At 67.5% G+C, this 21,105-nt stretch carries 20 protein-coding genes; 8 read left to right on the top strand and 12 right to left on the bottom strand.

Annotated elements, in window-relative coordinates; translation table 11 throughout:
* Nucleotides 1-7: 7 nt before the first annotated feature.
* The 3 genes from DMB80_RS00695 to DMB80_RS00685 are packed head-to-tail and all read left to right on the top strand — an operon-like array spanning nt 8 to nt 3,081.
* Nucleotides 8-961, top strand: coding sequence for an acyl-CoA dehydrogenase family protein (locus DMB80_RS00695; protein WP_111508113.1), 954 nt, complete (start codon nt 8-10; stop codon nt 959-961).
* The gene (gene ipdE2, locus DMB80_RS00690; RefSeq protein WP_111508112.1) at nt 958-1,917 is read left to right on the top strand and encodes an acyl-CoA dehydrogenase IpdE2; all 960 of its coding nucleotides are present in this window, start codon (nt 958-960) and stop codon (nt 1,915-1,917) included. Before DMB80_RS00695 ends, ipdE2 begins: the two co-directional genes overlap by 4 nt.
* Before the next feature lie 9 nt (nt 1,918-1,926).
* A complete protein-coding gene (locus DMB80_RS00685) occupies nt 1,927-3,081 on the top strand; it encodes a pyridoxal phosphate-dependent aminotransferase (RefSeq protein ID WP_111508111.1) in 1,155 nt (384 codons plus the stop codon).
* 3 nt (nt 3,082-3,084) lie between these two features.
* Here DMB80_RS00685 and DMB80_RS00680 read toward each other — a convergent pair whose 3' ends face one another.
* The 4 genes from DMB80_RS00680 to xylA all read right to left on the bottom strand — a co-directional run bounded on the left by DMB80_RS00680 (nt 3,085) and on the right by xylA (nt 7,560).
* Nucleotides 3,085-4,350, bottom strand: a complete 1,266-nt coding sequence (locus DMB80_RS00680) for a sugar ABC transporter permease (protein WP_111508110.1) — start codon at nt 4,348-4,350, stop codon at nt 3,085-3,087.
* A gap of 23 nt (nt 4,351-4,373) precedes the next feature.
* On the bottom strand, nt 4,374-5,168 hold the full coding sequence (locus DMB80_RS00675; protein WP_111508109.1) for an ATP-binding cassette domain-containing protein: 795 nt from the start codon (nt 5,166-5,168) through the stop codon (nt 4,374-4,376).
* Nucleotides 5,169-5,174: 6 nt separating this feature from the next.
* Nucleotides 5,175-6,254 carry a sugar ABC transporter substrate-binding protein gene (locus tag DMB80_RS00670; protein ID WP_111508108.1) on the bottom strand — a complete coding sequence of 360 codons (1,080 nt, stop codon included), beginning with the start codon at nt 6,252-6,254 and terminating at the stop codon, nt 5,175-5,177.
* Between the two features lie 70 nt (nt 6,255-6,324).
* Nucleotides 6,325-7,560, bottom strand: coding sequence for a xylose isomerase (xylA, locus tag DMB80_RS00665; protein ID WP_111508318.1), 1,236 nt, complete (start codon nt 7,558-7,560; stop codon nt 6,325-6,327).
* A gap of 86 nt (nt 7,561-7,646) precedes the next feature.
* Between xylA and DMB80_RS00660 the strand changes: the two genes are divergently transcribed.
* Nucleotides 7,647-8,807 (top strand): ROK family transcriptional regulator, encoded by a 1,161-nt coding sequence (locus tag DMB80_RS00660; protein WP_240430944.1) that lies wholly within the window; start codon nt 7,647-7,649, stop codon nt 8,805-8,807.
* Nucleotides 8,808-8,818: 11 nt separating this feature from the next.
* Here the strand turns inward: DMB80_RS00660 and DMB80_RS00655 are convergent, their stop codons facing one another.
* Nucleotides 8,819-9,076 (bottom strand): hypothetical protein, encoded by a 258-nt coding sequence (locus DMB80_RS00655; RefSeq protein WP_111508106.1) that lies wholly within the window; start codon nt 9,074-9,076, stop codon nt 8,819-8,821.
* Between the two features lie 138 nt (nt 9,077-9,214).
* Here DMB80_RS00655 and DMB80_RS00650 point away from each other — a divergent pair, with 138 nt between their 5' ends.
* Nucleotides 9,215-10,498 carry an HNH endonuclease gene (locus DMB80_RS00650; protein WP_111508105.1) on the top strand — a complete coding sequence of 428 codons (1,284 nt, stop codon included), beginning with the start codon at nt 9,215-9,217 and terminating at the stop codon, nt 10,496-10,498.
* On the opposite strand, the gene DMB80_RS00645 is transcribed toward DMB80_RS00650, so the two are convergent.
* The 3 genes from DMB80_RS00645 to DMB80_RS00635 are packed head-to-tail and all read right to left on the bottom strand — an operon-like array spanning nt 10,479 to nt 14,490.
* On the bottom strand, nt 10,479-12,380 hold the full coding sequence (locus DMB80_RS00645) for an acetoacetate--CoA ligase (RefSeq protein WP_240430943.1): 1,902 nt from the start codon (nt 12,378-12,380) through the stop codon (nt 10,479-10,481). The two genes, DMB80_RS00650 and DMB80_RS00645, sit on opposite strands and share 20 nt — an antisense overlap.
* Entirely contained in the window at nt 12,377-13,138 is a 762-nt protein-coding gene (locus DMB80_RS00640; RefSeq protein ID WP_111508103.1) for a 3-hydroxybutyrate dehydrogenase, read from the bottom strand. Before DMB80_RS00640 ends, DMB80_RS00645 begins: the two co-directional genes overlap by 4 nt.
* A complete protein-coding gene (locus DMB80_RS00635; RefSeq protein ID WP_111508317.1) occupies nt 13,135-14,490 on the bottom strand; it encodes an MFS transporter in 1,356 nt (451 codons plus the stop codon). The genes DMB80_RS00640 and DMB80_RS00635 overlap by 4 nt, the downstream gene beginning before the upstream one ends.
* 68 nt (nt 14,491-14,558) lie before the next feature.
* Here DMB80_RS00635 and DMB80_RS00630 point away from each other — a divergent pair, with 68 nt between their 5' ends.
* Together DMB80_RS00630 and DMB80_RS00625 are read left to right on the top strand one after the other, a co-directional pair.
* Nucleotides 14,559-15,518: a LysR family transcriptional regulator gene (locus DMB80_RS00630; protein ID WP_111508102.1), complete on the top strand. Its 960-nt coding sequence runs from the start codon at nt 14,559-14,561 to the stop codon at nt 15,516-15,518.
* 8 nt (nt 15,519-15,526) lie between these two features.
* Entirely contained in the window at nt 15,527-16,309 is a 783-nt protein-coding gene (locus DMB80_RS00625; RefSeq protein ID WP_111508101.1) for an alpha/beta fold hydrolase, read from the top strand.
* A gap of 24 nt (nt 16,310-16,333) precedes the next feature.
* On the opposite strand, the gene hsaB is transcribed toward DMB80_RS00625, so the two are convergent.
* Genes hsaB through hsaA form a run of 4 tightly spaced genes read right to left on the bottom strand, consistent with a single transcriptional unit; the run spans nt 16,334 to nt 19,875 of the window.
* The gene (gene hsaB / locus DMB80_RS00620; RefSeq protein WP_111508100.1) at nt 16,334-16,900 is read right to left on the bottom strand and encodes a 3-hydroxy-9,10-secoandrosta-1,3,5(10)-triene-9,17-dione monooxygenase reductase subunit; all 567 of its coding nucleotides are present in this window, start codon (nt 16,898-16,900) and stop codon (nt 16,334-16,336) included.
* Between the two features lie 2 nt (nt 16,901-16,902).
* A complete protein-coding gene (gene hsaC / locus DMB80_RS00615) occupies nt 16,903-17,802 on the bottom strand; it encodes an iron-dependent extradiol dioxygenase HsaC (RefSeq protein WP_111508099.1) in 900 nt (299 codons plus the stop codon).
* Between the two features lie 4 nt (nt 17,803-17,806).
* Nucleotides 17,807-18,691, bottom strand: coding sequence for a 4,5:9,10-diseco-3-hydroxy-5,9,17-trioxoandrosta-1(10),2-diene-4-oate hydrolase (gene hsaD, locus DMB80_RS00610; protein WP_111508098.1), 885 nt, complete (start codon nt 18,689-18,691; stop codon nt 17,807-17,809).
* A complete protein-coding gene (hsaA, locus tag DMB80_RS00605) occupies nt 18,691-19,875 on the bottom strand; it encodes a 3-hydroxy-9,10-secoandrosta-1,3,5(10)-triene-9,17-dione monooxygenase oxygenase subunit (RefSeq protein WP_111508097.1) in 1,185 nt (394 codons plus the stop codon). The genes hsaD and hsaA overlap by 1 nt, the downstream gene beginning before the upstream one ends.
* Nucleotides 19,876-20,033: 158 nt before the next feature.
* Between hsaA and DMB80_RS00600 the strand changes: the two genes are divergently transcribed.
* Nucleotides 20,034-21,089, top strand: a complete 1,056-nt coding sequence (locus DMB80_RS00600) for a ferredoxin--NADP reductase (RefSeq protein ID WP_111508096.1) — start codon at nt 20,034-20,036, stop codon at nt 21,087-21,089.
* Nucleotides 21,090-21,105: the final 16 nt, after the last annotated feature.

Below are 21,105 nucleotides of genomic sequence, written 5' to 3'. Positions count from 1 at the left end.
ACGAGACGTGAACTTCGAGATCGACGAACAGCAGCGGGACTTCGCCGCGAGCATCGACGCCGCCCTGGGCGCGGCCGACATTCCCGACGCCGTGCGCGCGTGGGCGGCCGGTGACACCGCGCCCGGCCGCAAGATCTGGGCGCAGTTGTCCGACCTGGGCGTGACCGCTCTGATGGTGTCCGAACAATTCGACGGCATCGACGCTCACCCCGTCGACCTCGTGGTCGCACTGGAGCGGCTGGGCCGGTGGAACGTTCCCGGGCCGGTCACCGAATCGATAGCGGTCGCACCGGTTCTGCTCGCCGACGACGAGCGATCCGGCGCACTGGCCGCGGGCGAGGTGATCGCCACCGTCGCCGCACCTCCACAGGTGCCCCGCGCCGTGGACGCGGACACCGCCGGGCTGGTACTGCTGGTCGCCGACGGCGCGGTCGGCGAGGCCACGCCCGGCGAGCGGCACGCCTCCGTCGACCCCGCCCGCCACCTGTTCGAGGTGACCGCGAGCGGTGACACGCGCCCCGCCGACGTGTCACGCGCATTCGAGTTCGGAGCGCTCGCCACCGCCGCACAACTGGTGGGGGCCGCGCAGGCCATGCTGGATGCGTCGGTCTCCTATGCCAAGCAGCGCAGCCAGTTCGGGACTGTCATCGGTACCTACCAGGCGATCAAGCACAAGCTCGCCGACGTGCTGATCGCCGTCGAGATGGCGCGACCCCTGGTGCACGGGGCCGCGCTCGCACTGGCCGATGGCTCCCCCGACACCGCGCGTGACGTCAGCGCCGCCAAAGTCGCCGCCGCCGACGCGGCGTTGCTCGCCGCCCGCTCGGCGCTGCAGACCCACGGCGCGATCGGATACACCCAGGAACACGACCTGTCGCTGTTGCTGCTCCGGGCTCAGGCCCTGCGGCCCGCCTGGGGCGACCCCACGTGGCACCGTCGACGAGTTCTGGAGGCACTGTGACATCGACCGACGAACGGGAGTTGTTGCGCGACACCGTCGCAGCGCTCGTCGACAAACACGCCTCACCTGAGGCGGTACGCGCGGCGGCCGCGTCAGAACGGGGGTACGACGAGGCTCTGTGGTCGATGCTGTGCGAACAGGTCGGTGCCGCAGCCCTGGTGGTCCCCGAGGAACTCGGCGGCGCGGGCGGTGAATTCGCCGACGCGGCCGTGGTGCTCGGCGAACTCGGCAAGCGGCTGGTGCCGACGCCGCTGCTGGGGACCACGCTCGCCGAACTCGCGCTGCTCTCGCTGCCCGAACCACCGGCAGATCTACTCGAGGCGCTCACCGAAGGTCGTTCGATCGGCACCGTCGTCTTCGATCCCGGGTACGTGATCAACGGCGACACCGCCGACGTCGTGATCGCCGCCGATGGGGAAAACCTCACGCACTGGCGGACTTTCACCACCACCTCAGCGACGGCGATGGACATCACCCGCCCGCTCGCAGCGCTGGAGCCCTCCGACACCACGGTGCTCGGACCCGACCCCGGGCTGGCCGACATGGCGGCGATCCTCATTGCGGCCGAGCAGGTGGGTGCGGCGACGCGCTGCCTGGATCTGACGGTCGCCTACACCAAAGACCGGGTCCAGTTCGGCCGGCCGATCGGAAGCTTCCAAGCGCTCAAGCACCGGATGGCCGATCAGTACGTCGCGGTCGAGACGGCACGCGCGATCGTCGACGAGGCCGTCTCCGAGTACACCGCGGCACCCTCACCGGTGTCGGCGGCGCGGGCGCGGCTGGCCGCCAGCGAGGCGCTGTCCGGAGTCGCCGCCGAGGCGGTGCAGATGCACGGTGGTATCGCGATCACCTGGGAGAGCGACATCCAGCTCTATTTCAAACGCGCCCACGGCAGCGCGCAGCTACTCGGAGCTCCGCGTGAACAGGTACGCCGCCTCGAATCGGAACTGTTCTAGCCTGGCGGGATGAGCGTTTCGCTGCGGTCCGGCATCCCGCCGTTCTACGTGATGGATGTCTGGCTCGCCGCGGCGGAGCGGCAACGCACGCACGGCGATCTGGTCAACCTGTCCGCCGGGCAGCCCAGCGCGGGCGCGCCGGCAGCGGTTCGCGAGGCGGCCGTCGCCGCGCTGAACAACGATCGTCTCGGCTACACCGTCGCACTCGGCATCCCCGAGCTCCGTGCTGCGATCGCCGCGACCTACGACCATCGGCACGGCCTGGCTGTCGACCCCGACGACGTCGTGATCACCACCGGCTCCTCGGGCGGATTCCTGCTCGCATTCCTGGCCTGTTTCGACGCAGGTGACCGTATCGCGATCGCGAGCCCCGGGTACCCCTGCTATCGCAACATCCTCACCGCGCTGGGTTGCGACGTCGTGGAGTTGCCCTGCGGCCCCGACACGCGCTTCCAGCCGACCCTGGACATGCTCACCGCCCTCGACCCGCCGATTGCCGGCGTGATCGTGGCGAGTCCCGCGAACCCCACCGGAACCGTGATCCCGCCCGCCGAGTTGGCGGCGATCGCGACGTGGTGCGCCGAGTCCGGTGTGCGCCTGATCAGTGACGAGGTCTACCACGGCCTGGTCTACCCGGGTGCGCCCGAGACCAGCTGCGCGTGGGAGACCTCACGAGAAGCCGTTGTGGCGAACAGCTTTTCGAAATACTTCGCGATGACGGGCTGGCGGCTGGGCTGGCTGCTGGTTCCGCAGGACTTGCGCAGGGCGGTGGACCGGCTGACGGGGAACTTCACCATCTGCCCACCGGTACTGCCTCAGATGGCGGCTGTTGCCGCCTTCACCGACCAGTCCATCGCCGAGGCGGAAGCGCTGCTCGACGGCTACGGCGCCAACCGCACACTGCTGCTGGACGGGCTGCGAGGGATGGGCATCGATCGACTCGCGCCGGCCGACGGGGCGTTCTACGTCTACGCCGACGTCTCGCATCTGACCACTGACTCGCTGCGTTTCTGCTCGACACTGCTCTCCGACACCGGCGTCGCGATCGCGCCGGGGGTCGACTTCGACACGGTGCGCGGTGGCGCGTCGGTGCGACTGTCCTTCGCCGGCCCGACCTCCGACATCGATGAGGCGCTGCGGCGTATCGGTGCGTGGTTACGTTGAGGCTCAACCCAATCCGGTAGACGAGCGGCGCCGCCGCGAGATCGCATCCACACTGGCAGCCAGCAGCAGCACACCGCCGGTGACCAGGAAGTTGATGTACGACGACTGGTTGAGCAAGCCCAGGCCGTTGGCGATCGTCGCCACCACGACCCCGCCGATCACCGCGTCGACGGCACGGCCGCGCCCGCCGAACAGGCTGGTGCCGCCGATGACGGCGGCGCCGACCGCATACAGCAGCGTGTTGCCTGCACCGGAGGACGCCGACACCTTGCCCGCGTAGGAGGCCGCGATGATCCCGCTCAGCGCCGCCATCGACGAGCACACCACGAACACCGAGACCCGGATGCGGTTCACCGAAATGCCTGCGCGGCGAGCAGCTTCGGCGTTGCCGCCGACGGCGTAGACATGTCTGCCGTACGAGGTGCGGGTGAGCACGACCGTCATCACGATGAGCAGCACCACGATCAGTGGCAGCACGTAGGGCACCCCGCGGATCTGCACATTCGGGTTGACGCTGCGGTTGACGCTCATGATGAACGTCACGCCGAGCACCACGGCCGCGACCGCTCCGACTCGCGCCGCCACCACACCGAGCGGCGCATGCGCCAGACCCAGCGCGCGCTTGCGCTGAAACTGCACCACCTCGAGCGCGGCGAAACCCACCACCACGAGCCCCGCGATGGTCCAGCCCACCGGCACCGCCAGATTGCTGATCGTCAGCCCACGGATCACCGGATCGTCGACCCGCACCGACCCGCCCTCCCCGATCAGCTTCAGCGTCACGCCCTGCAAGCCGAGGAAGAACGCCAACGTCACCACGAACGACGGGATACCGAGCCTGGCCCGCAACACACCGATGCACAGTCCGATCACCGCACCGCACGCGACGCCGGCGAGCACGGCCGCCCACCACGGCCAGCTCAGGTCCACGATCGTCAGCGCCATCACACAGGCCGACACCCCACCCGCGACACCGGCGGACAGGTCGATGTCGCCGAGCAACAGCACGAACACCAGGCCCATCGCCAGCACGCAGATGGCACCGGCCTGGGTGATCAGGTTGGCCAGGTTCAGCGCCGACATGAATCGGTCGTTGGCGAGACCGAACACGACGAACAGCACGATCAAGCCAAGAACCGCAGGCAAAGAACCCATGTCGCCGCCGCGGACTCGACGCACGTAGGACCGCACTGCGTCCGCGAAACCCGCATCCGAACGGGCGTCGATCGCGAAGTCCGATTGCGCGGTGGCGCCGGTGACTGTCGCCATGGGGGTGGTGTCCTTCCCGGGTGTCACAGGGATTCGGCGGCTTCGGCCGGGGCCAGCCCGAGGGAGCCGGACCGGCCGGCCGTGATCAACTCGACCACTTGACCGTGGGTGACCTCGCCGGCCTTGACGTCGGCGGCAACCCGGCCGAGGTACAGCGCGCAGATCCGATCGGCGACGGCGAACACGTCCGCCAGGTTGTGGGAGATCAGCACCACGCCCACCCCCTGGTCGGCGAGGCGACGCACCAATTCGATCACCTGCTGGGTCTGCGCGACCCCGAGTGCGGCCGTGGGCTCGTCCAGCAGAACGACTTTCGAGTTCCATAGCACAGACTTCGCGATCGCCACGGTCTGCCGCTGACCGCCCGACAGGCTCGACACCGTCTGCCGTACCGAGGTGACCGTACGCACCGACAGCGACGTGAGCGCATCGCGGGCCATGGTCTCCATCCGGGCTTCGTCCAGCATCCCGCGCCGCGTGAGTTCTCTTCCCAGGAACATGTTCTCGACGATGTCGAGGTTGTCGCACAGCGCAAGATCCTGATAGACCACCTCGACCCCGAGCGCTGACACATCGGTGGGACCGTGCACGGTGACGGGATTGCCGTCGAAGAGATAGGTGCCGCTGTCGATGGGGTGGATTCCGGCGATCGCCTTCACCAGTGTCGACTTGCCGGCGCCGTTGTCACCGACGAGCGCGGTGACCTGGCCCGGATAGACCCGGAAGTCGATGTCGTGCAGGACGTGCACGACGCCGAAACTCTTGTTCACACCGCGCAGTTCGAGGATCGGCTCGGGCTGCGCAGCTCTGTCACTCATCTGAGCTCAGACCCCTGCCGCCGAGCACATCGCCGCGAACTGGTCCGCGCACACCTCGTCCTTGGACTGGCCCCCGTCGGTGAACACGACGTCGACGTTGTCCTTGGTGATCGATTTCGGGGTCAGCAGCACCGATGGGACGTCGCGGTTGCCCTGGTCGTCGCGCGAGGTGCTGTTGGTCTCCGGCTTCTGCCCGCCCGCCAGGGCGATCGCCACCTTTGCCAGGGCGCCGGCCTCCTCGGTGGCGGACTTGTAGACCGTCATGCACTGCGTGCCGGCGAGGATGTTCTGCAGGCCCTCGACCGTGGCGTCCTGACCAGTGACCGGTACCTGTCCGGCCCGTCGGTTCTTGTCCAGGATCGAGATCACCGAACCGGCCAGGCCGTCGTTCGCGGCGTACACCCCGTCGACCTTGCCGCCGGCCGCGGTGTAGAGCTGCTCGAAGATCGTCACCGCTTTGTCGTTGTCCCAGTCGGGCACCGCCTGTTCGCCGACATTGGTGATGGTCGGCGTGGCATCGATGACCGAATGCGCACCGGTGGAGAACAGGGTGGCGTTGTTGTCGGTCGGCGAGCCGTTGAGGAACACCACGTTGGCGGGCTTGCCGCCCAGGCAATCCACGAGCCCTTGACCCTGCAGCTGACCGACTTTGGTGTTGTCGAACGAGACGTAGGCGTCCGCCGATCCGCCGAGAGTGAGCCGGTCGTAGTCGATGGTCTTGACGCCCTGGGCGGCGGCCTTCTGCTGAATGGAGGCCCCGCTGTCGGAGTCGAGATTCACGATCGCCAACACGGTCACCCCGTCGGCGATCATGCCGTCGGCGATGGTGGCCATCTGATCGGCCGACCCCTCGGCGTTCTGGATGTTGTACTGCACCCCGGCCTGTTTGAAGGCAGCCTCGAGCGCGGGGCGGTCCTTGGATTCCCACCGGACCGAGGATTTGGTGTCGGGCAGGATGACGCCGATCTTGCCGGCGCCGCCCTGGGCGTTGTTGCCTCCGGAATCGGAGCTGCTACATCCGCTGAGGGTGGCCGCCACCACGGTCGTCGTGAGCAGGGCGGATAACAGGGTGCTCGATCGTTTCACGGGATTCGCCTCCGGTGCAGTTTTGTTATGGTGGGCAACTTATAACGTGACGCACGTCACGTCCAGCCTGTCAGCGCGCGCCCATCAGGTGTTCGAGGGCGAGTTGATTGAGCGTGACGAACCCGAATCCCTGTGCGCCGAAGTAGGAGTCGGCGTCGAAATCCTCGTAGGCCGAGCGGTCCGCCAGCAGGTTCGCGTAGGTTTCGCCCGGCCCCAGTGTCGGCGTCCGCAACTCACCGACTTTGGCCGTGGCCAGTGCCTCGGCAACCGCCGGATCGGCCCGAAAGGCCTTCGCGCGTTCCTTCAGTAGGAGGTACATCCGCATGTTGGCTGCCGCGGATGCCCATACCCCGTCGATGTCCTCTGTCCGACTGGGTTTGTAGTCGAAGTGACGTGGACCGGTGTACGCGGGGCCGCCGTCGACGCCCCCGTGCTCGAGGAGGTCGACGAGGGCGAATGCGTTGGCCAGATCGCCGTGGCCGAAGACCAGATCCTGGTCGAACTTGATGCCCTGCTGTCCGTTCAGGTCGATGTGGAACAGTTTGCCGCTGTAGAGCGCCTGACTGATCCCGTGAACGAAGTTCAGGCCAGCCATCTGTTCGTGGCCCACCTCGGGATTGACGCCGACCATCTCTGGATGGGCCAGCGTGTCGATGAAGGCGAGCGCATGCCCGACGGTGGGGAGCAGAATGTCGCCGCGCGGCTCGTTCGGCTTCGGCTCGATGGCGAATCTGATATCGATCTTCTGGTCGATCACATACTGGCACAACAGGTCCAGTGCTTCGCGGTAGCGCTCGAAAGCAGCTTGGACGTCCTTTGCGGAATCGTACTCACTGCCCTCGCGTCCGCCCCACAGCACGAATGTCTCCGCCCCGAGCTCGGCTGCCAGGTCGAGGTTGCGTAACACCTTGCGCAGCGCGAAGCGACGCACTCGCCTGTCGTTGCTCGTGAACCCGCCGTCCTTGAACACCGGCTGGCTGAACAGGTTCGTCGTCACCATGGGCACCGTCATCCCGGTCGCCGCCAGCGCAGAACGGAGGCGTTCGATCATGCGCCGGCGTTCGGCATCGGAACTGCCGAAGGCGAACAGGTCGTCATCGTGGAAGGTCAGACCGTACGCGCCGAGTTCAGCGAGTCGCTCGACAGCCTCCGCCACGTCGAGCGCTGGACGCGTCGCGACACCGAACGGATCGCTGGCCGTCCAGCCGATCGTCCAGAGGCCGAAGGAGAACCTGTCCGCCGGCGTCGGCGTGAGGTGCTGGGTCGCTTCTTGGACGGGACTGGCCCCGGGCTCCACCATGGTCATGTCGGAAAACCTCCGGAAGCTGTAGTTTGTTCTCTGCGCGAACATAAGATGTGTTCCAAACCACTGTCAAGACCTGGAGGTGACCCGTGACGTCAAGCCGCTCCGGCGCGGCCGTTGACGGTGTGCGCCGCCGGAACCTGTCGAAGGTGTTGACTCTGGTGCACCAGCACGGCGCGCTGAGCCGGGCCGAGCTGACGCGCCGCACAGCGTTGTCGAGGTCGACCATCAAGGATCTCGTCGAGGAGCTGGTGGCACGGGGGTTGGCCGAGGAGCTGCCGGCGGCCCAGATCTCACAGGTGGGCCGTCCAAGCCCCATCGTCCGGCCCGGTCGGCGAGTCGTGGCCGCGACCGTGATCCCGGAAGTGGACGCCGTCACTGTGGGCGTGGTGGCGATGGGAGGCGCGGTGCTGGAGGTGGTCCGGTGCCCCACGCAGAGCGTGCCGACCCCCGCCGAAACCGTTTTGGTGGCAGCCGATGTGGTGGCGCGCGTGGCGCGGACCCTGCCCGATACCAGCAGGCTCACCGCGATCGGGGTTGCCGTGCCAGGTTTGGTGCACAGCCCGGAATCGACGGTGCAGCTCGCACCGAATCTCGACTGGCACGACGTCAAAATCGGCGAATTACTGAGCACTGCAACCGGTTTGCCGGTGTACGCCGCCAATGACGCCAATGCCGGCGCCATCGCGGAACATCTCTTCGGTCGCCATCAAGGCGCCGATCACCTCATCTACGTCAACGGGGGGACGACGGGTATCGGTGCCGGATTCGTGGTCGCCGGTGGCCTTCTCGACGGCGTGGCGGGTTATGCCGGAGAACTCGGCCACACCTTCGTCGGCGGCGCCGCGAGCTGCCACTGCGGCAGCACGGGGTGCCTGGAGACCGAGGTGACGCAGGCGCCGCTGGCACGGTTGATCGCCGAGTTGGACAGCGTCGAACCCGGTGACGCACAACCGTGCCCGACGGACGCCGAGCGCGACGTCCTCCATCGCCAGGCTCGCGCGTTGGCGATCGCGCTGGGCAATGCGATCAACATGCTGAACCCACGACTGGTGGTGTTGGGTGGATTTCTTCGCGCCTTCCCCGCCTACGCCGGTGCGATCCTGCGGGAGGAGTTGAGCCGGCGGAGCATGGGTGGGCCACGCGATCTCGTGCGGATTGTGCCCGCGACGCTGGGTAGCGAGACGGTCGTGATCGGCGCCGCCGAACTCGCGTTCGCACCGGTGTTAGCCGATCCGGCGAGGGCCTGACGGGACGGGGATCAGAACGGCACGTCGACTCCGCCGCTGGAGGTGTTGGCCTCGTCATGGTTGCTGTCGACGTAGCCCAGCCGCACCGGTGACATGGGTTCGGTGCCGAACGGGATCAGCGGGTCGGCGCCGCTGCTCTGGCCGGTCGCCATCACACGGCCGTCGGCGAGGGCGATGGTGTCGGCAGGTGTGGCAGGTGCGAATGCGATCAGCAGGCCTGTCAGTGCGGCGGCGAGGCCGGTGATCCCGGCGGTCTTGGTGGTGGTCATGTCGTTCTCCTCGCTGTGCGGGTATTTCCTCTTCGATCCTCATCCGCCAGCGCGTCCGAGTCGCCATGGCTGGCCACCAATTGCGAGGTAGCGCTAGCTGGAAGGAACGTGTCGGTGGCGTGTTGTAGCGTCGGGATCATGTTCGCACAAGTGTTCGATTTCGATGGTTCGGCCTCGGAGGCTGAGCTGCGCGAGGTCGTGACCCGCTGCGAACAACTCAAGGCCCAGGCTGCTGCGGCGCAGGCCCGCGCGACCGCGCTATGGGCCGAGAAACGCCGCGCCGCCGAAGCTCAGGCGGGGATGCCCGTGGCCAAACGGGGCCGGGGGTTGGCCTCCGAAGTCGCGCTGGCACGGGCGGATTCGCCGGCCCGCGGCAATCAGCACCTCGGCTTCGCCCAGGCGCTGGTGCACGAGATGCCCTACACGCTGGCCGCGCTCGAAGCCGGGGTGTTGACCGAATACCGGGCCACCCTCATCGTCAAACAATCGGCCTGCCTCACCGTCGAAGACCGCCGGACCCTCGATGAGGAGCTGTGCGCCGACCGGCAGGCCCTGGTCGGGTTGGGCAATGCGCGCATCGAGGCCGCGGCCGCAGCGATCGCCGCCCGCCTCGACGCCGCCGCGGTGGTGCAACGCAAAGAACGCGCGGCGGCGTCGGCGCGGGTCTCCACCCGGCCCGCGCCGAACGGCATGGTGTACCTGACCGCGCTGATGCCGCTGTCGCACGGCATCGGGGTGTACGCCGCATTGAAGCGCGAAGCCGATCTGTGCGGGGATGGGCGCCCCCGCGGGCAGGTCATGACCGACACCCTCTACCACCGGGTCACCGCCCGCCCGGCCGAGACACCGGCGCCGATCGCAGTGAACCTCGTCATGGCCGACACCACCCTCGTCGGTGACGACGACAGCCCCGGCTGGATCGACGGCTACGGCCCCGTCCCGGCCGCGGTGGTACGGAACCTTATGTCCGACACCGTCACCGACGAGTCGGCAAAGGCCACCCTGCGGAAGCTCTACCGACATCCGAGTTCCGGACAACTGGTCGCGATGGAATCCCGGACCCGCCGGTTCCCGAAAGGGTTGGCGGCGTTCATCGGGCTGCGCGATCAGACCTGCCGCACCCCCTACTGCGACGCGCCGATCCGCCACCACGACCACGCCACCCCCGCCCGCCGGGGAGGCGAAACCTCAGCGCTCAACGGGCTCGGCACCTGCGAAGCCTGCAACTACGCCAAAGAAGCCCCCGGCTGGACCGTCACCACCCGCGAGGCCGAGGGCCGCCACACCGCCGACTACACCACCCCCACCGGCGCGACCTACCACTCCACCGCACCACCACTCCCCGGACCACCGCCGGCCCGTCGCTACAGCGTGGTCGAGGGAATACTCGCGATCGATCTGGTCAGTCGCGACGCTGCGTGACGTACCAGTCCAGGAGATCGGGATCGTCGATGGCGCTGCGGTCCACGACCGTGGCTGCGTCGCGGCCCTGGAACAGTTTCTTGATCGGGACCTCGAGCTTCTTGCCGGTGCGGGTGTGCGGCACGCCCGGCGCGACGATGATCTCGTCGGGCACGTGACGCGGCGAGACCTCGGTGCGGATGACGTCGTTGATGCGTTGCCGCAGAGCGTCATCGAGCTCGACCCCCTCAGCGAGGACCACGAACAACGGCATCCAGTATCCGCCGTCCGGTTGTTCTGCGCCGATCACCAGCGCCTCGGCGATCTCGGGGAGACCCTCGACGGCCTGGTAGATGTCGGAACTTCCCATGCGGATGCCATGGCGGTTCAGGGTGGAGTCGGATCTGCCGTGCACGATCACGCTGCCGTGATCGGTGATCGTGATCCAGTCACCATGCCGCCACACCCCCGGATAGGTGTCGAAATAAGCGTCACGGTAACGGCTTTGATCAGGATCGTTCCAGAACGCGATCGGCATCGAGGGCATCGGCTTGGTGACGACGAGCTCACCGACCTCGCCGCGGACCGGCGTGCCCGCCTCGTCCCAGGAATCGAGTGCCACGCCGAGGAACGGCGCCGACAGCTCGCCGGGCCACACCGGCACGGTGGGCACGCCACCGATGAATGCCGACACCACATCGGTGCCCCCACTGATCGAGGCGACATGGACTCCGACATGGTCTGCCAGCCACTGCGACGACGACGCCGGCAGCGACGAGCCGGTGATGCCGATGCTGCGCAGCGCCGACAGGTCGTGGGTCTGCGCGGGGTCGGCGTCAGCCTTGATGCAGCCCAGCACGTATCCGGGGCTGGTGCCCAGGACCGTCGCACCGACGCGCGCCGCGATCCCCCAGAGGGCGTCAGGGGTTGGAGCATTGGGGCTGCCGTCGTAGCAGACGATCGTGGCGCCGACCAGAAGACCGGCGACCTGGAAGTTCCACATCATCCAACTGGGACTGGTGTACCAGAAGAACGTGTCCTCGGAACCGATGTCAGACTGCAGCGCAACGGCTTTCAGGTGTTCGACCACGACCCCGCCGTGGCCGTGCATGATTCCCTTCGGCAGTCCGGTGGTGCCCGAGGAGAACAGGATCCACAGCGGATGATCGAACGGCACGGCCACGCTGTCGAGGCCACGCGCGCTGACCTCCTCGAGATCGGTCAGCGTGAATGTGGCTTTCAGCGTGGGCAGTCCCTCGCGCAGTGCCGCGACGTCAGCACGCTTGTCGCGGTACTTGCCGGCGAAGTGATAGCCATCGGCAGCCACGAGCACAGTGGGTTCCAGCTGGCCGAGCCGATCCAGCGCAGCCTTGGCCGAGTAGTCCTGACCGCAGGCACTCCACACCGCGCCGATGCTGGCGGTCGCGAGGAACGCGATGACCGCCTCTGCGATGTTGGGCAGGTAGCCCACCACGCGATCGCCGGCAGCCACGCCGCTGGCACGAAGTTTCTCCGCGAACGCCGCGGTGCGCCCGAGCAGTTCGTCCCACGACATCTCGCGGTCCGGTCCGCTCTCGCTGACCGAGATGATCGCGGGGCGGTCGGAGCGGGCGTTGCGCACGATCGCGTCGACGTAGTTGCAGGTGGTTCGCGGAAACCACTGCGCGCCAGGCATCTCGGTGCTCTCGAGGACGGTCGAACCGCGGTCACCGAGGTCGAAGTAGTCCCACAGCGCCGACCAGAACGCTTCGAGGTCGTCGACCGACCACTGCCACAGGGCGTGGTAGTCGGGATAGGCACCGCCGGTCCGCTGCTCGGCGAACCGCGCGAAATCCGTGACCCGCGCGCGGGCGATGTCGTCCTCGGAGGGCACCCACTGCGGCGTCTCGGTCGTCGTCGTCAACGGGCGCTCCACCCGCCGTCCATCGTGTACGACGCCCCGGTGACCATCCCTGCCGCGGGTGTCGCCAGCCATGCCACCAATGCGCTGACCTCCTCCGGCTCGACGAGCCGCTTGACCGCACTCTCCTTGAGGAGGATGTCGGTGATCACTTGATCCTCAGGGATGTTATGTGTTCGCGCCTGGTCGGCGATCTGCTTTGTCACCAACGGGGTTCGAACGTAGCCCGGATTCACGCAGTTGCTGGTGACGCCGTGGGGCCCGCCCTCCAGCGCCGTGACCTTGGACAGCCCTTCGAGCGCATGCTTGGCCGTCACATAGGCCACCTTGAAGGGTGACGCCCGCAGCCCGTGGATGGACGAGATGTTGACGATGCGTCCATAGCCCTCGCGGTACATGTGCGGCAGCGCCGCCCGGATCAACAGGAACGGCGCCTCGACCATCAGCGCCAACATCACGCGGAAGCGGTCCGGGGGAAACTCTTCGATCTCGCTGATGCTCTGGATGCCGGCGTTGTTGACCAGGATGTCGACCTCGAGCTGCAGGTCCTCCAGCGCCGAGACATCCGACAGGTCCAGCGACCATGCCGTGCCACCGATCTCCTGGGCCAGCGTCTTGGCGCCGACATCGTCGATGTCGGCCACCGTGACGGACACCCCGCGGGAAGCGAGTTCGCGGGCGCACGCCGCGCCGATACCGCTCGCCCCTCCCGTCACCAGGGCGGTGCGACCCTGCAGCTCGTTCGTCCCCGGCCCGCTCATGCGATGCCCGCCTTGGCGAGCTGCTCTCGGTCAGCCTCGTCGAGCGACTTCAGGTCGAGACCATTGGTTTCTCGGGTGAACCACGCGGCGATGAACGTGATGACCGCGGCAGCGGCGAGATACACCGCGATCGGTATCCATGTCCCGAAGTCGTCGAGCAGCCAGGTCGCGATCGCCGGGGCGAGTGAGCCCGCCACGATCGAGGTCACCTGATAGCCCAGCGAGACACCCGAATAGCGCATCCGCGTCGGGAACATCTCGGCCATGATCGCCGGCTGAGGCGCGTACATCAGCGAGTGGATCATCAGGCCCAGGATGATCGCCGCCATGATCAACAGGTAGTCACCGCTGTTCATCATCGGGAAGGCGAAGAAGCCCCATGTGGCGGCCAGCGCGGCACCGACCATGTACACCGGGCGACGGCCGAATCGGTCCGAGAGCTTGCCCACCTGAGGGATCACCAGGAAGTGCACGAAGTGCGCAGCCAGAAGCCACCACAGGATGTCGCCGGTGTCGGCGCCCACGTGCGTCTTGAGGTAGACGATCGAGAACGTGACGACGAGGTAGTACATGATGTTCTCGGCGAACCGCAGGCCCATGGCCGTGAAAACCCCACGGGGATAACGCTTCAGCACCTCGAACACGCCGTAGGACACAGCCTTGACTCGCTCGACCTCGTTCTGCGCCTCCACGAAGATCGGCGCGTCGGTCACCTTCGTCCGGATGTAGTAGCCGATCAGCACGACCACTGCCGACAGCCAGAACGCGACGCGCCAACCCCACGACAGGAACGCCTCGTCGGACAGCGTGCCGGTGAGCACCAACAGCACGACGGTGGCCAGCATGTTGCCGACCGGCACCGCGGCCTGCGGCCAGCTCGCCCAGAACGCGCGATCCTTGCTCGGGCTGTGCTCGGCGACCAGCAGCACCGCGCCGCCCCACTCCCCGCCGACCGCGAAGCCCTGCAGGAAGCGCAGCAGCACCAACAGGATCGGTGCCCACACCCCGATATGCGCATAGGTGGGCAGGCAGCCCATCAGGAACGTGACCACGCCGACGAGCAGGATCGCGAACTGAAGCAGTTTCTTGCGGCCGTGCTTGTCGCCGAAGTGCCCGAACACCACCCCGCCGAGCGGACGCGCGATGAAGCCGACCGCGTAGGTCAGCAGCGCTGCGATCAGTCCCGCCGCCTCACTCGTGCCCTCGGCGAAGAACACCTTGTTGAACACCAGCGTGGCGGCGGTGGCGTAGAGGAAGAACTCGTACCACTCCACGACAGTGCCGGCCATCGACGCCGCGACGACGCGCTTGAGGCCGGTCGTGACCGACCCGCCGTCCTGTTGCGTACTCATCCACACCCCTTCGTTGTGACGTCCACCACAGATCGCAATGAGTATTCCTGCAGCTACCCATCACAGCAATGGCCAAAACCGCACCGCTAATCTGCAAAAATGCAGAAGTGACCTCAGCGCGCCGGCCCAGCCCTGACGACCTGCTCGTGCTGCTGGCCGTCGGGCGTACGGGCCGCTTCACCACCGCAGCCGAGGAACTCGGCCTCAACCACACGACGATCAGCCGCCGCATCACCGCGCTCGAGCAGGCGATGGGCGGACGAGTTCTGGCTCGGGTCGCGGGCGGCTGGGAGCTCACCGAGCTGGGCCGCGACGCCCTCGCGGCGGCCGAGGCGGTCGAATCAGCGGTGCGCTCGCTCACCGTCGACCCGTCGGGCAACCGCACTCTCGAAGGCGTCGTCCGACTCTCGGCCACCGACGGGTTCTCCGCCTACATCGCCGCACCCGCCGCCGCCGCGGTGCAACGCCGGCACCCGAAGGTCGCGGTCGAGATCGTGGCCGCGACCCGGCGCGCCACCCAGCAGCGCTCGGGACTCGACCTCGAGGTGGTGGTCGCCGAACCCGGGAGCGATCCCCGCGTCCACCGGGCCACCGCACTGCGCTTGGGCGACTACTGCCTGGGCCTTTACGGCTCGCGCGGCTACCTCGCCGAACACGGGCCGCCCGCCGACATCGCCGACCTCGCACGCTTCCCGCTCGTCTACTTCATCGACTCGATGCTGCAGGTCGACGATCTGGACCTGGCGACCAGCTTCGCCCCAGCGATGCGCGAATCGGTGACCTCGACGAATGTGTTCGTCCACGTCGAAGCCACCAGAGCGGCCGCAGGCCTGGGGCTGCTGCCGTGCTTCATGGCCGACCGGCACGACGATCTGATCCGGGTGCTGACCGACACCGTGTCGGTCCGGCTGGCGTACTGGCTCGTCGCCCGGCCCGAGACGCGGCGACGCCCCGAGGTGGCCGCCCTCGTGGACGCGATCCAGACCCAGATGACCGAGCAACGCGACGTCCTGCTCGGCGCCGTTTAGCGTGAGCCATGCCCTTCCTCGACCATCCCCGCGGACCCGCCTACTACCGCCACTGGGCGGTTCCCGAACCGAGTGCCTCGGTCGTCTTCCTCCACGGCTTCGGCGAACACACCGGGGTGTATCACCGCTACGGCTTCGCGCTGAACGCCGCCGGCATCGACCTATGGGCGGTGGACCAGTTCGGCCACGGCCTCACCGGTGGCGACCGCGGTGACGTCGGCACCCTCGAGGACAGCTCGGCACTTGCCGAGAGCCTGACCGAACTCGCCGGCCAGGCACACCGGGGTATCCCGGTGATCGCCCAGGGGCATTCGTACGGTGCCGTCGTCACACTGGCGCGCGCCCTGGAGCACGGTGACCGGTACGCCGGCACGGTCATCTCCGGCGCGCCGCTGGTTCCGGTGCCCGAACTGCTCGACGTCGACACGTCGCTGGATCTGGACCCCGCGTGGCTGTCGGCCGATCCGTTCTATCTCGACGCGATGGTCAACGACCCGCTGGCTTTCGTCGAAGCCGACAGTCGCGCCGTGGCCCGCGAGCTGGATCGGGCGTGGGACCGGTTCGGCGCAGACCTCCCGGCGCTCGCCGTGCCGACACTTGCCGTCCACGGCGGCCAGGACCCGATCGCACCGGTCAGCGCGGTGCGGGCCTACGCCGAAACCATCGCTGCGCTCGAGATCGTCGAGTTCCCGGGCGCTCGGCACGACATCCTCAACGAGACCGTCCATCGGGAGGTCGCGGACACGATCGTGTCGTTCATCCACAGGGTTATCCACATTGGGGATGAATGACACGCGTGTGATTCAGCCCGAAAATCAGAGCCAGGTGTCGTCGGTGGTCGCCGTCAGGAACGCCTCGAGGTCGTTGCGCCAATCAGCCGGCGTGGTCTTGTCGGGTTCGATGCCCGTGTACTGGCCCTGATAGAACAGCAGCGGCCGCGGCTTCTTGTGCGGCACATCGGAGAGCGAATGCACGGCGCCGAACACCACGAAGTGGTCTCCCCCGTCGTGCACCGACGCGACCGTGCAGTCGATGTGGGCCAGCGTGTCCCCGATGATCGGCGACCCCAGCGGCGAGGGCGACCACTCGATCTCGGCGAATTTGTCGGGTTCGCGAGACCCGAATCGCGCCGACACGTCCTTCTGGTTCTCGTGCAGGACGTTCACGCAGAACTTCCCGCTGGCCTCGATCGCCTGCCAGGACCGGCTGACCTTCGTGGGACAGAACAGCACCAGCGGCGGGTCCAGCGACAGCGCGGCGAACGACTGGCAGGCGAAGCCCACCGGAACGTCCTCGTGCACGGTCGTGATCACCGTGATGCCCGTACAGAACTGCCCCAGCACAGTGCGGAAGGTGCGCGGGTCGATCGGTGCGCCGGACACTGCTACTTGAAGCCCACGCTGAAGTCGTGCCCCCACAGCGAGACCGCGGTGCTCTCCCGCGCCACCCAGCTGTGGTCGTCGACTTCGAGCCCCTCGCAACCGAATTCGATGTCGAACCCGCCCGGAGTCTTCATGTAGAACGACAGCATCTTGTCGTTGACGTGCCTGCCGAGAGTCGCCGACATCTTGACCTTGCGGCGCAGGGCCCGGTCCAGGCACAGCCCGACGTCGTCGGCGTTCTCCACCTCGACCATCAGATGCACGATGCCGCTGGGGGTTTCGCCGGGCATGAACGCCAGGCTGTGGTGCCGGGGGTTCACCCCGAGGAAGCGCAACCACGCCGGCGGCCCGTCGGCCGGGCGGCCGACCAGCTGCGGCGGCAGCTTCATCGAGTCGCGCAGACTGAAGCCGAGCACGTCGCGGTAGAAGTGCAGCGTCTCGACGTCGTCCCGGGTGGTGAGCACGACGTGCCCCAGCCCCTGCTCCTCCGTGACGAACTTGTGGCCGTACGGGCTCACCACGCGGCGGTGCTCCAACGCGACCCCGTGGAACACCTCGAGCGTGTTACCGGACGGATCGTCGAACGTGATCATCTCGTCGACGCGACGCTCAGCGAGCTCGGTGGCGGTGCCCTCCTTGTACGGCACCCCCTGCACGTCGAGTCGCTGCCGAACCTCGTGCAGCGCAGCCGCATTCGACGTCTCCCAGCCGGAGACGAGGAGCCGGTCGTGCTCACCGGGGACGATGACCAGCCGGGCGGGGAACTCGTCCATCCGCAGATAGAGCGCGCCCTCGGTGGCGCCGGAGCCCTCCACCATGCCGAGCACCTTGAGCCCGTACTCCCGCCACGCGGCGACGTCGGTGCTCTCGATACGCAGGTATCCGAGCGAACGGATCGTCACGACGTCACCCTCCGAGGAAATCGATGGTCAGCTTGTTGAACTCGTCGAACTTCTCCAGCTGCGCCCAGTGCCCGCACTGCCCGAACACGTGCAGCTGCACGCGCGGGATCTGTTTGAGCGCCACCAGCGCGCCGTCGAGCGGATTGACCCGATCCTCCCGGCCCCAGATCAACAGCACCGGCTGCCGCAGCTTGTACACATCGCGCCACATCATGCCGAGCTCGAAGTCCGCGCCGGCGAACGACTTTCCCATCGCCTTGGTGGCAGCCAGCGATTCGGGGGTGCTGGCGATCTGGAAGCGCTCCTCGACCAGCTCCGGTGTGATCAACGACTGATCGAACACCATGATGCGCAGGAACTTCTCGATGTTCTCCCGGGTCGGATCGTTGGCGAAGCGACCGAGCAGCTTCACCCCCTCGGTCGGATCCGGGGCGAACAGGTTGACGCTCAACCCGCCCGGACCCATCAGCACCAGCCGACCGGCCCTCTTGGGGTTGTCCAACGCGAACCGCACCGCGGTGCCGCCACCGAGCGAATTACCCACCAGTGCAGCACGTTCGATGCCCAGATGATCGAACAGTCCGAGCAGCGCGGTGGCGCTGTAGCGGTTGTACTGCTCGTGCTCGGTGTGCTTGTCGGAGTGCCCGTAGCCGGGCTGGTCCACAGCCAGCACGTGAAAGTGCCGGGCCAGCACACCGATGTTCCGACTGAAGTTCGACCAGCTCGACGCGCCGGGCCCGCCGCCATGCAGCAGCACCACCGTCGGCGAGGCCGGGTCACCGGCCTCGTGGTAGTGCAGCCGCATGTCGTCTCGAACCTGGGCGTACCGCGAGGTCGACTCGAACGTGATCTCCTGCTGCTGAGCAGCTTCGGCGGCGAACGACGTCACTAGACCATCGTGTCCTGGGGCGGAAGACCGAACGCGTCGTTACCGAAGATCAGGTAGGCGCGCTCGGGCTCGTTGGCCGCGTGCACACGGCCGGCGTGTGCATCCCGCCAGAACCGCTGCACCGGCTGGTCCGAGTTCAGGGCAGTGGCACCGGAGGCCTCGAACAGCAGATCGATCGACTCGATGGCCCGCTTGGTGGCGCGCACCTGGTCGCGGCGAGCCCGGGCGCGCAGCGAGAACGGTATCTCCTGACCGGACTGGAGCAGCTGGTACTCCTCGCCGACATTGCCGATCAACTGACGCCAGCCAGCGTCGATGTCGCTGGCCGCCTCGGCGATCCGGATCTTGGCGAACGGATCCTCTTTGGACTTTTCGCCGGCGAACGCGGCGCGCACCCGCTTGCCCTGATGCTCGACGTGAGCGTCGTACGCACCGTAGGCCATACCCATGATCGGCGCGCTGATCGTCGTCGGATGCATGGTGCCCCACGGCATCTTGTAGACCGGCGCAGAATTGGTCTCGTACCCGCCGGCGGTGCCGTCATTCATCGACTTGTACGACAGGAACCGGTGCCGCGGGACGAAGACGTCCTTGACGACGACGGTATTGCTGCCGGTGGCCTTGAGCCCCACCACATTCCACACATCGTCGATGCGGTAGTCCGAACGCGGGATCAGGAAGCTGCCGAAATCGACCGGGCGGCCATCCTTGATCACCGGGCCGCCCAGGAACGCCCAGGTGGCGTGGTCGCAGCCCGAGGACCACTGCCACGCGCCGCTGACCAGGTAACCCCCGTCGACGACGGTGCCCGCCCCCATCGGCGCATACGACGACGAGACCCGGACCGTGGGGTCATCGCCCCACACGTCTTCCTGGGCCTGCTGATCGAAGAGCGCGAGATGCCAGTTGTGCACACCGATGATCGAGGACACCCAGCCCGTCGACCCGCAGGCGCTCGCGATGCGGCGCACTGCCTCGTAGAACTGCGTCGGATCGCACTGCAGACCGCCCCACTGTTCGGGCTGCAGCAGCTTGAAGAAGCCGACCTCGTCGAGATCGGCGACGGTGTCGTCGGGCAGACGCCGCAGTTCCTCGGCGGCGGCGGCGCGCTTGGCGATGCGTGGCAGCAGATCGTCGATGCCGGCGAGAACCGACTGCACGTCGCGCTGTTCAATGGACGTCACTGGTTTTGCCTCCCAGGAGTAGGGACCTGGACAAAGATTAGAACACGTTACGATTTGTGTCGAGCAGCGGTGCGCTGTAGCTGCTGGACCTGCACACTTGCATTTCTGTAACCTGTTCTAGTTATGAACCCCCGACGGTGTGGAAGAGAGAGCCGCCTGTGACCGACGAGCCATTGGGTGCGCACGTGCTCGAGCTGGAGATCGCGAAGGTGATCGACGAGACGGCCGACGCCCGCTCGCTGGTCTTCACCGCTCCCGACGAGGTGCCCGCCGACAGACTGCGGTACTCGCCCGGGCAGTTCCTGACCCTGCGGGTGCCCAGCGACCGGACCGGCTCGGTGGCCCGCTGCTACTCGCTGTGCAGCTCGCCGTTCACCGGCGACCCCCTCACCGTCACGGTCAAGCGCACCGCCGACGGATACGCGTCCAACTGGCTCTGCGACAACGCGCACCCCGGTATGCGGGTCCACGTGCTCGCGCCCTCGGGCACCTTCGTGCCCGCCGACCTCGACAGTGACTTCCTGCTCCTGGCCGCCGGCAGCGGCATCACGCCGATGATGGCGATCCTGAAGTCAGCTCTCGCCCAGGGCAGCGGACAGGTCACTCTCGTCTACGCCAACCGCGACCAGGACTCGGTGATCTTCGCTGCCGCGCTGCGCGAACTCGCCGCTGCACACCCCGACCGGCTGACCACGGTGCACTGGCTCGAGTCGGTGCAGGGGCTGCCCACCGCCTCGGCGCTGGCCGCACTGCTCGCGCCGTACCGCGACCGCGAGGCGTTCCTCTGCGGGCCCGGCCCGTTCATGACCGCCGCGCAGGAGGCGCTCACCGCGTGCGGCTCGGCTCCCGAACGCGTGCACATCGAGGTGTTCAAGTCGCTGGACTCCGACCCGTTCGCCGCCGTCGTCCTCGACGACACCGATGACGGCGACGAGGGCCCCGCGACCGCGGTCGTGACCCTCGACGGCACCACCCACGAACTGACCTGGCCGCGGCGCGCGAAGTTGCTCGACGTGCTGCTCGACAAGGGCCTCGATGCCCCGTTCTCCTGCCGCGAGGGGCACTGCGGCGCCTGCGCGGTGGTCAAGAAATCCGGTGACATCGAGATGGAGATCAACGACGTGCTCGAGCAACAAGACCTCGACGAGGGCCTGATCCTGGCGTGCCAAGCGCATCCGCTCTCGGATTCTGTCGAAGTGACCTATGACGAGTGAGCAGCGCGCTAGGTTC

It is taken from the genome of Mycobacterium kyogaense, from assembly GCF_003254575.1.
Classification (GTDB): Bacteria; Actinomycetota; Actinomycetes; order Mycobacteriales; family Mycobacteriaceae; genus Mycobacterium; species Mycobacterium kyogaense.
The sequence above is the reverse complement of the archived record's forward strand: the minus strand, read 5'-3'. Positions and strand labels throughout refer to the sequence as shown.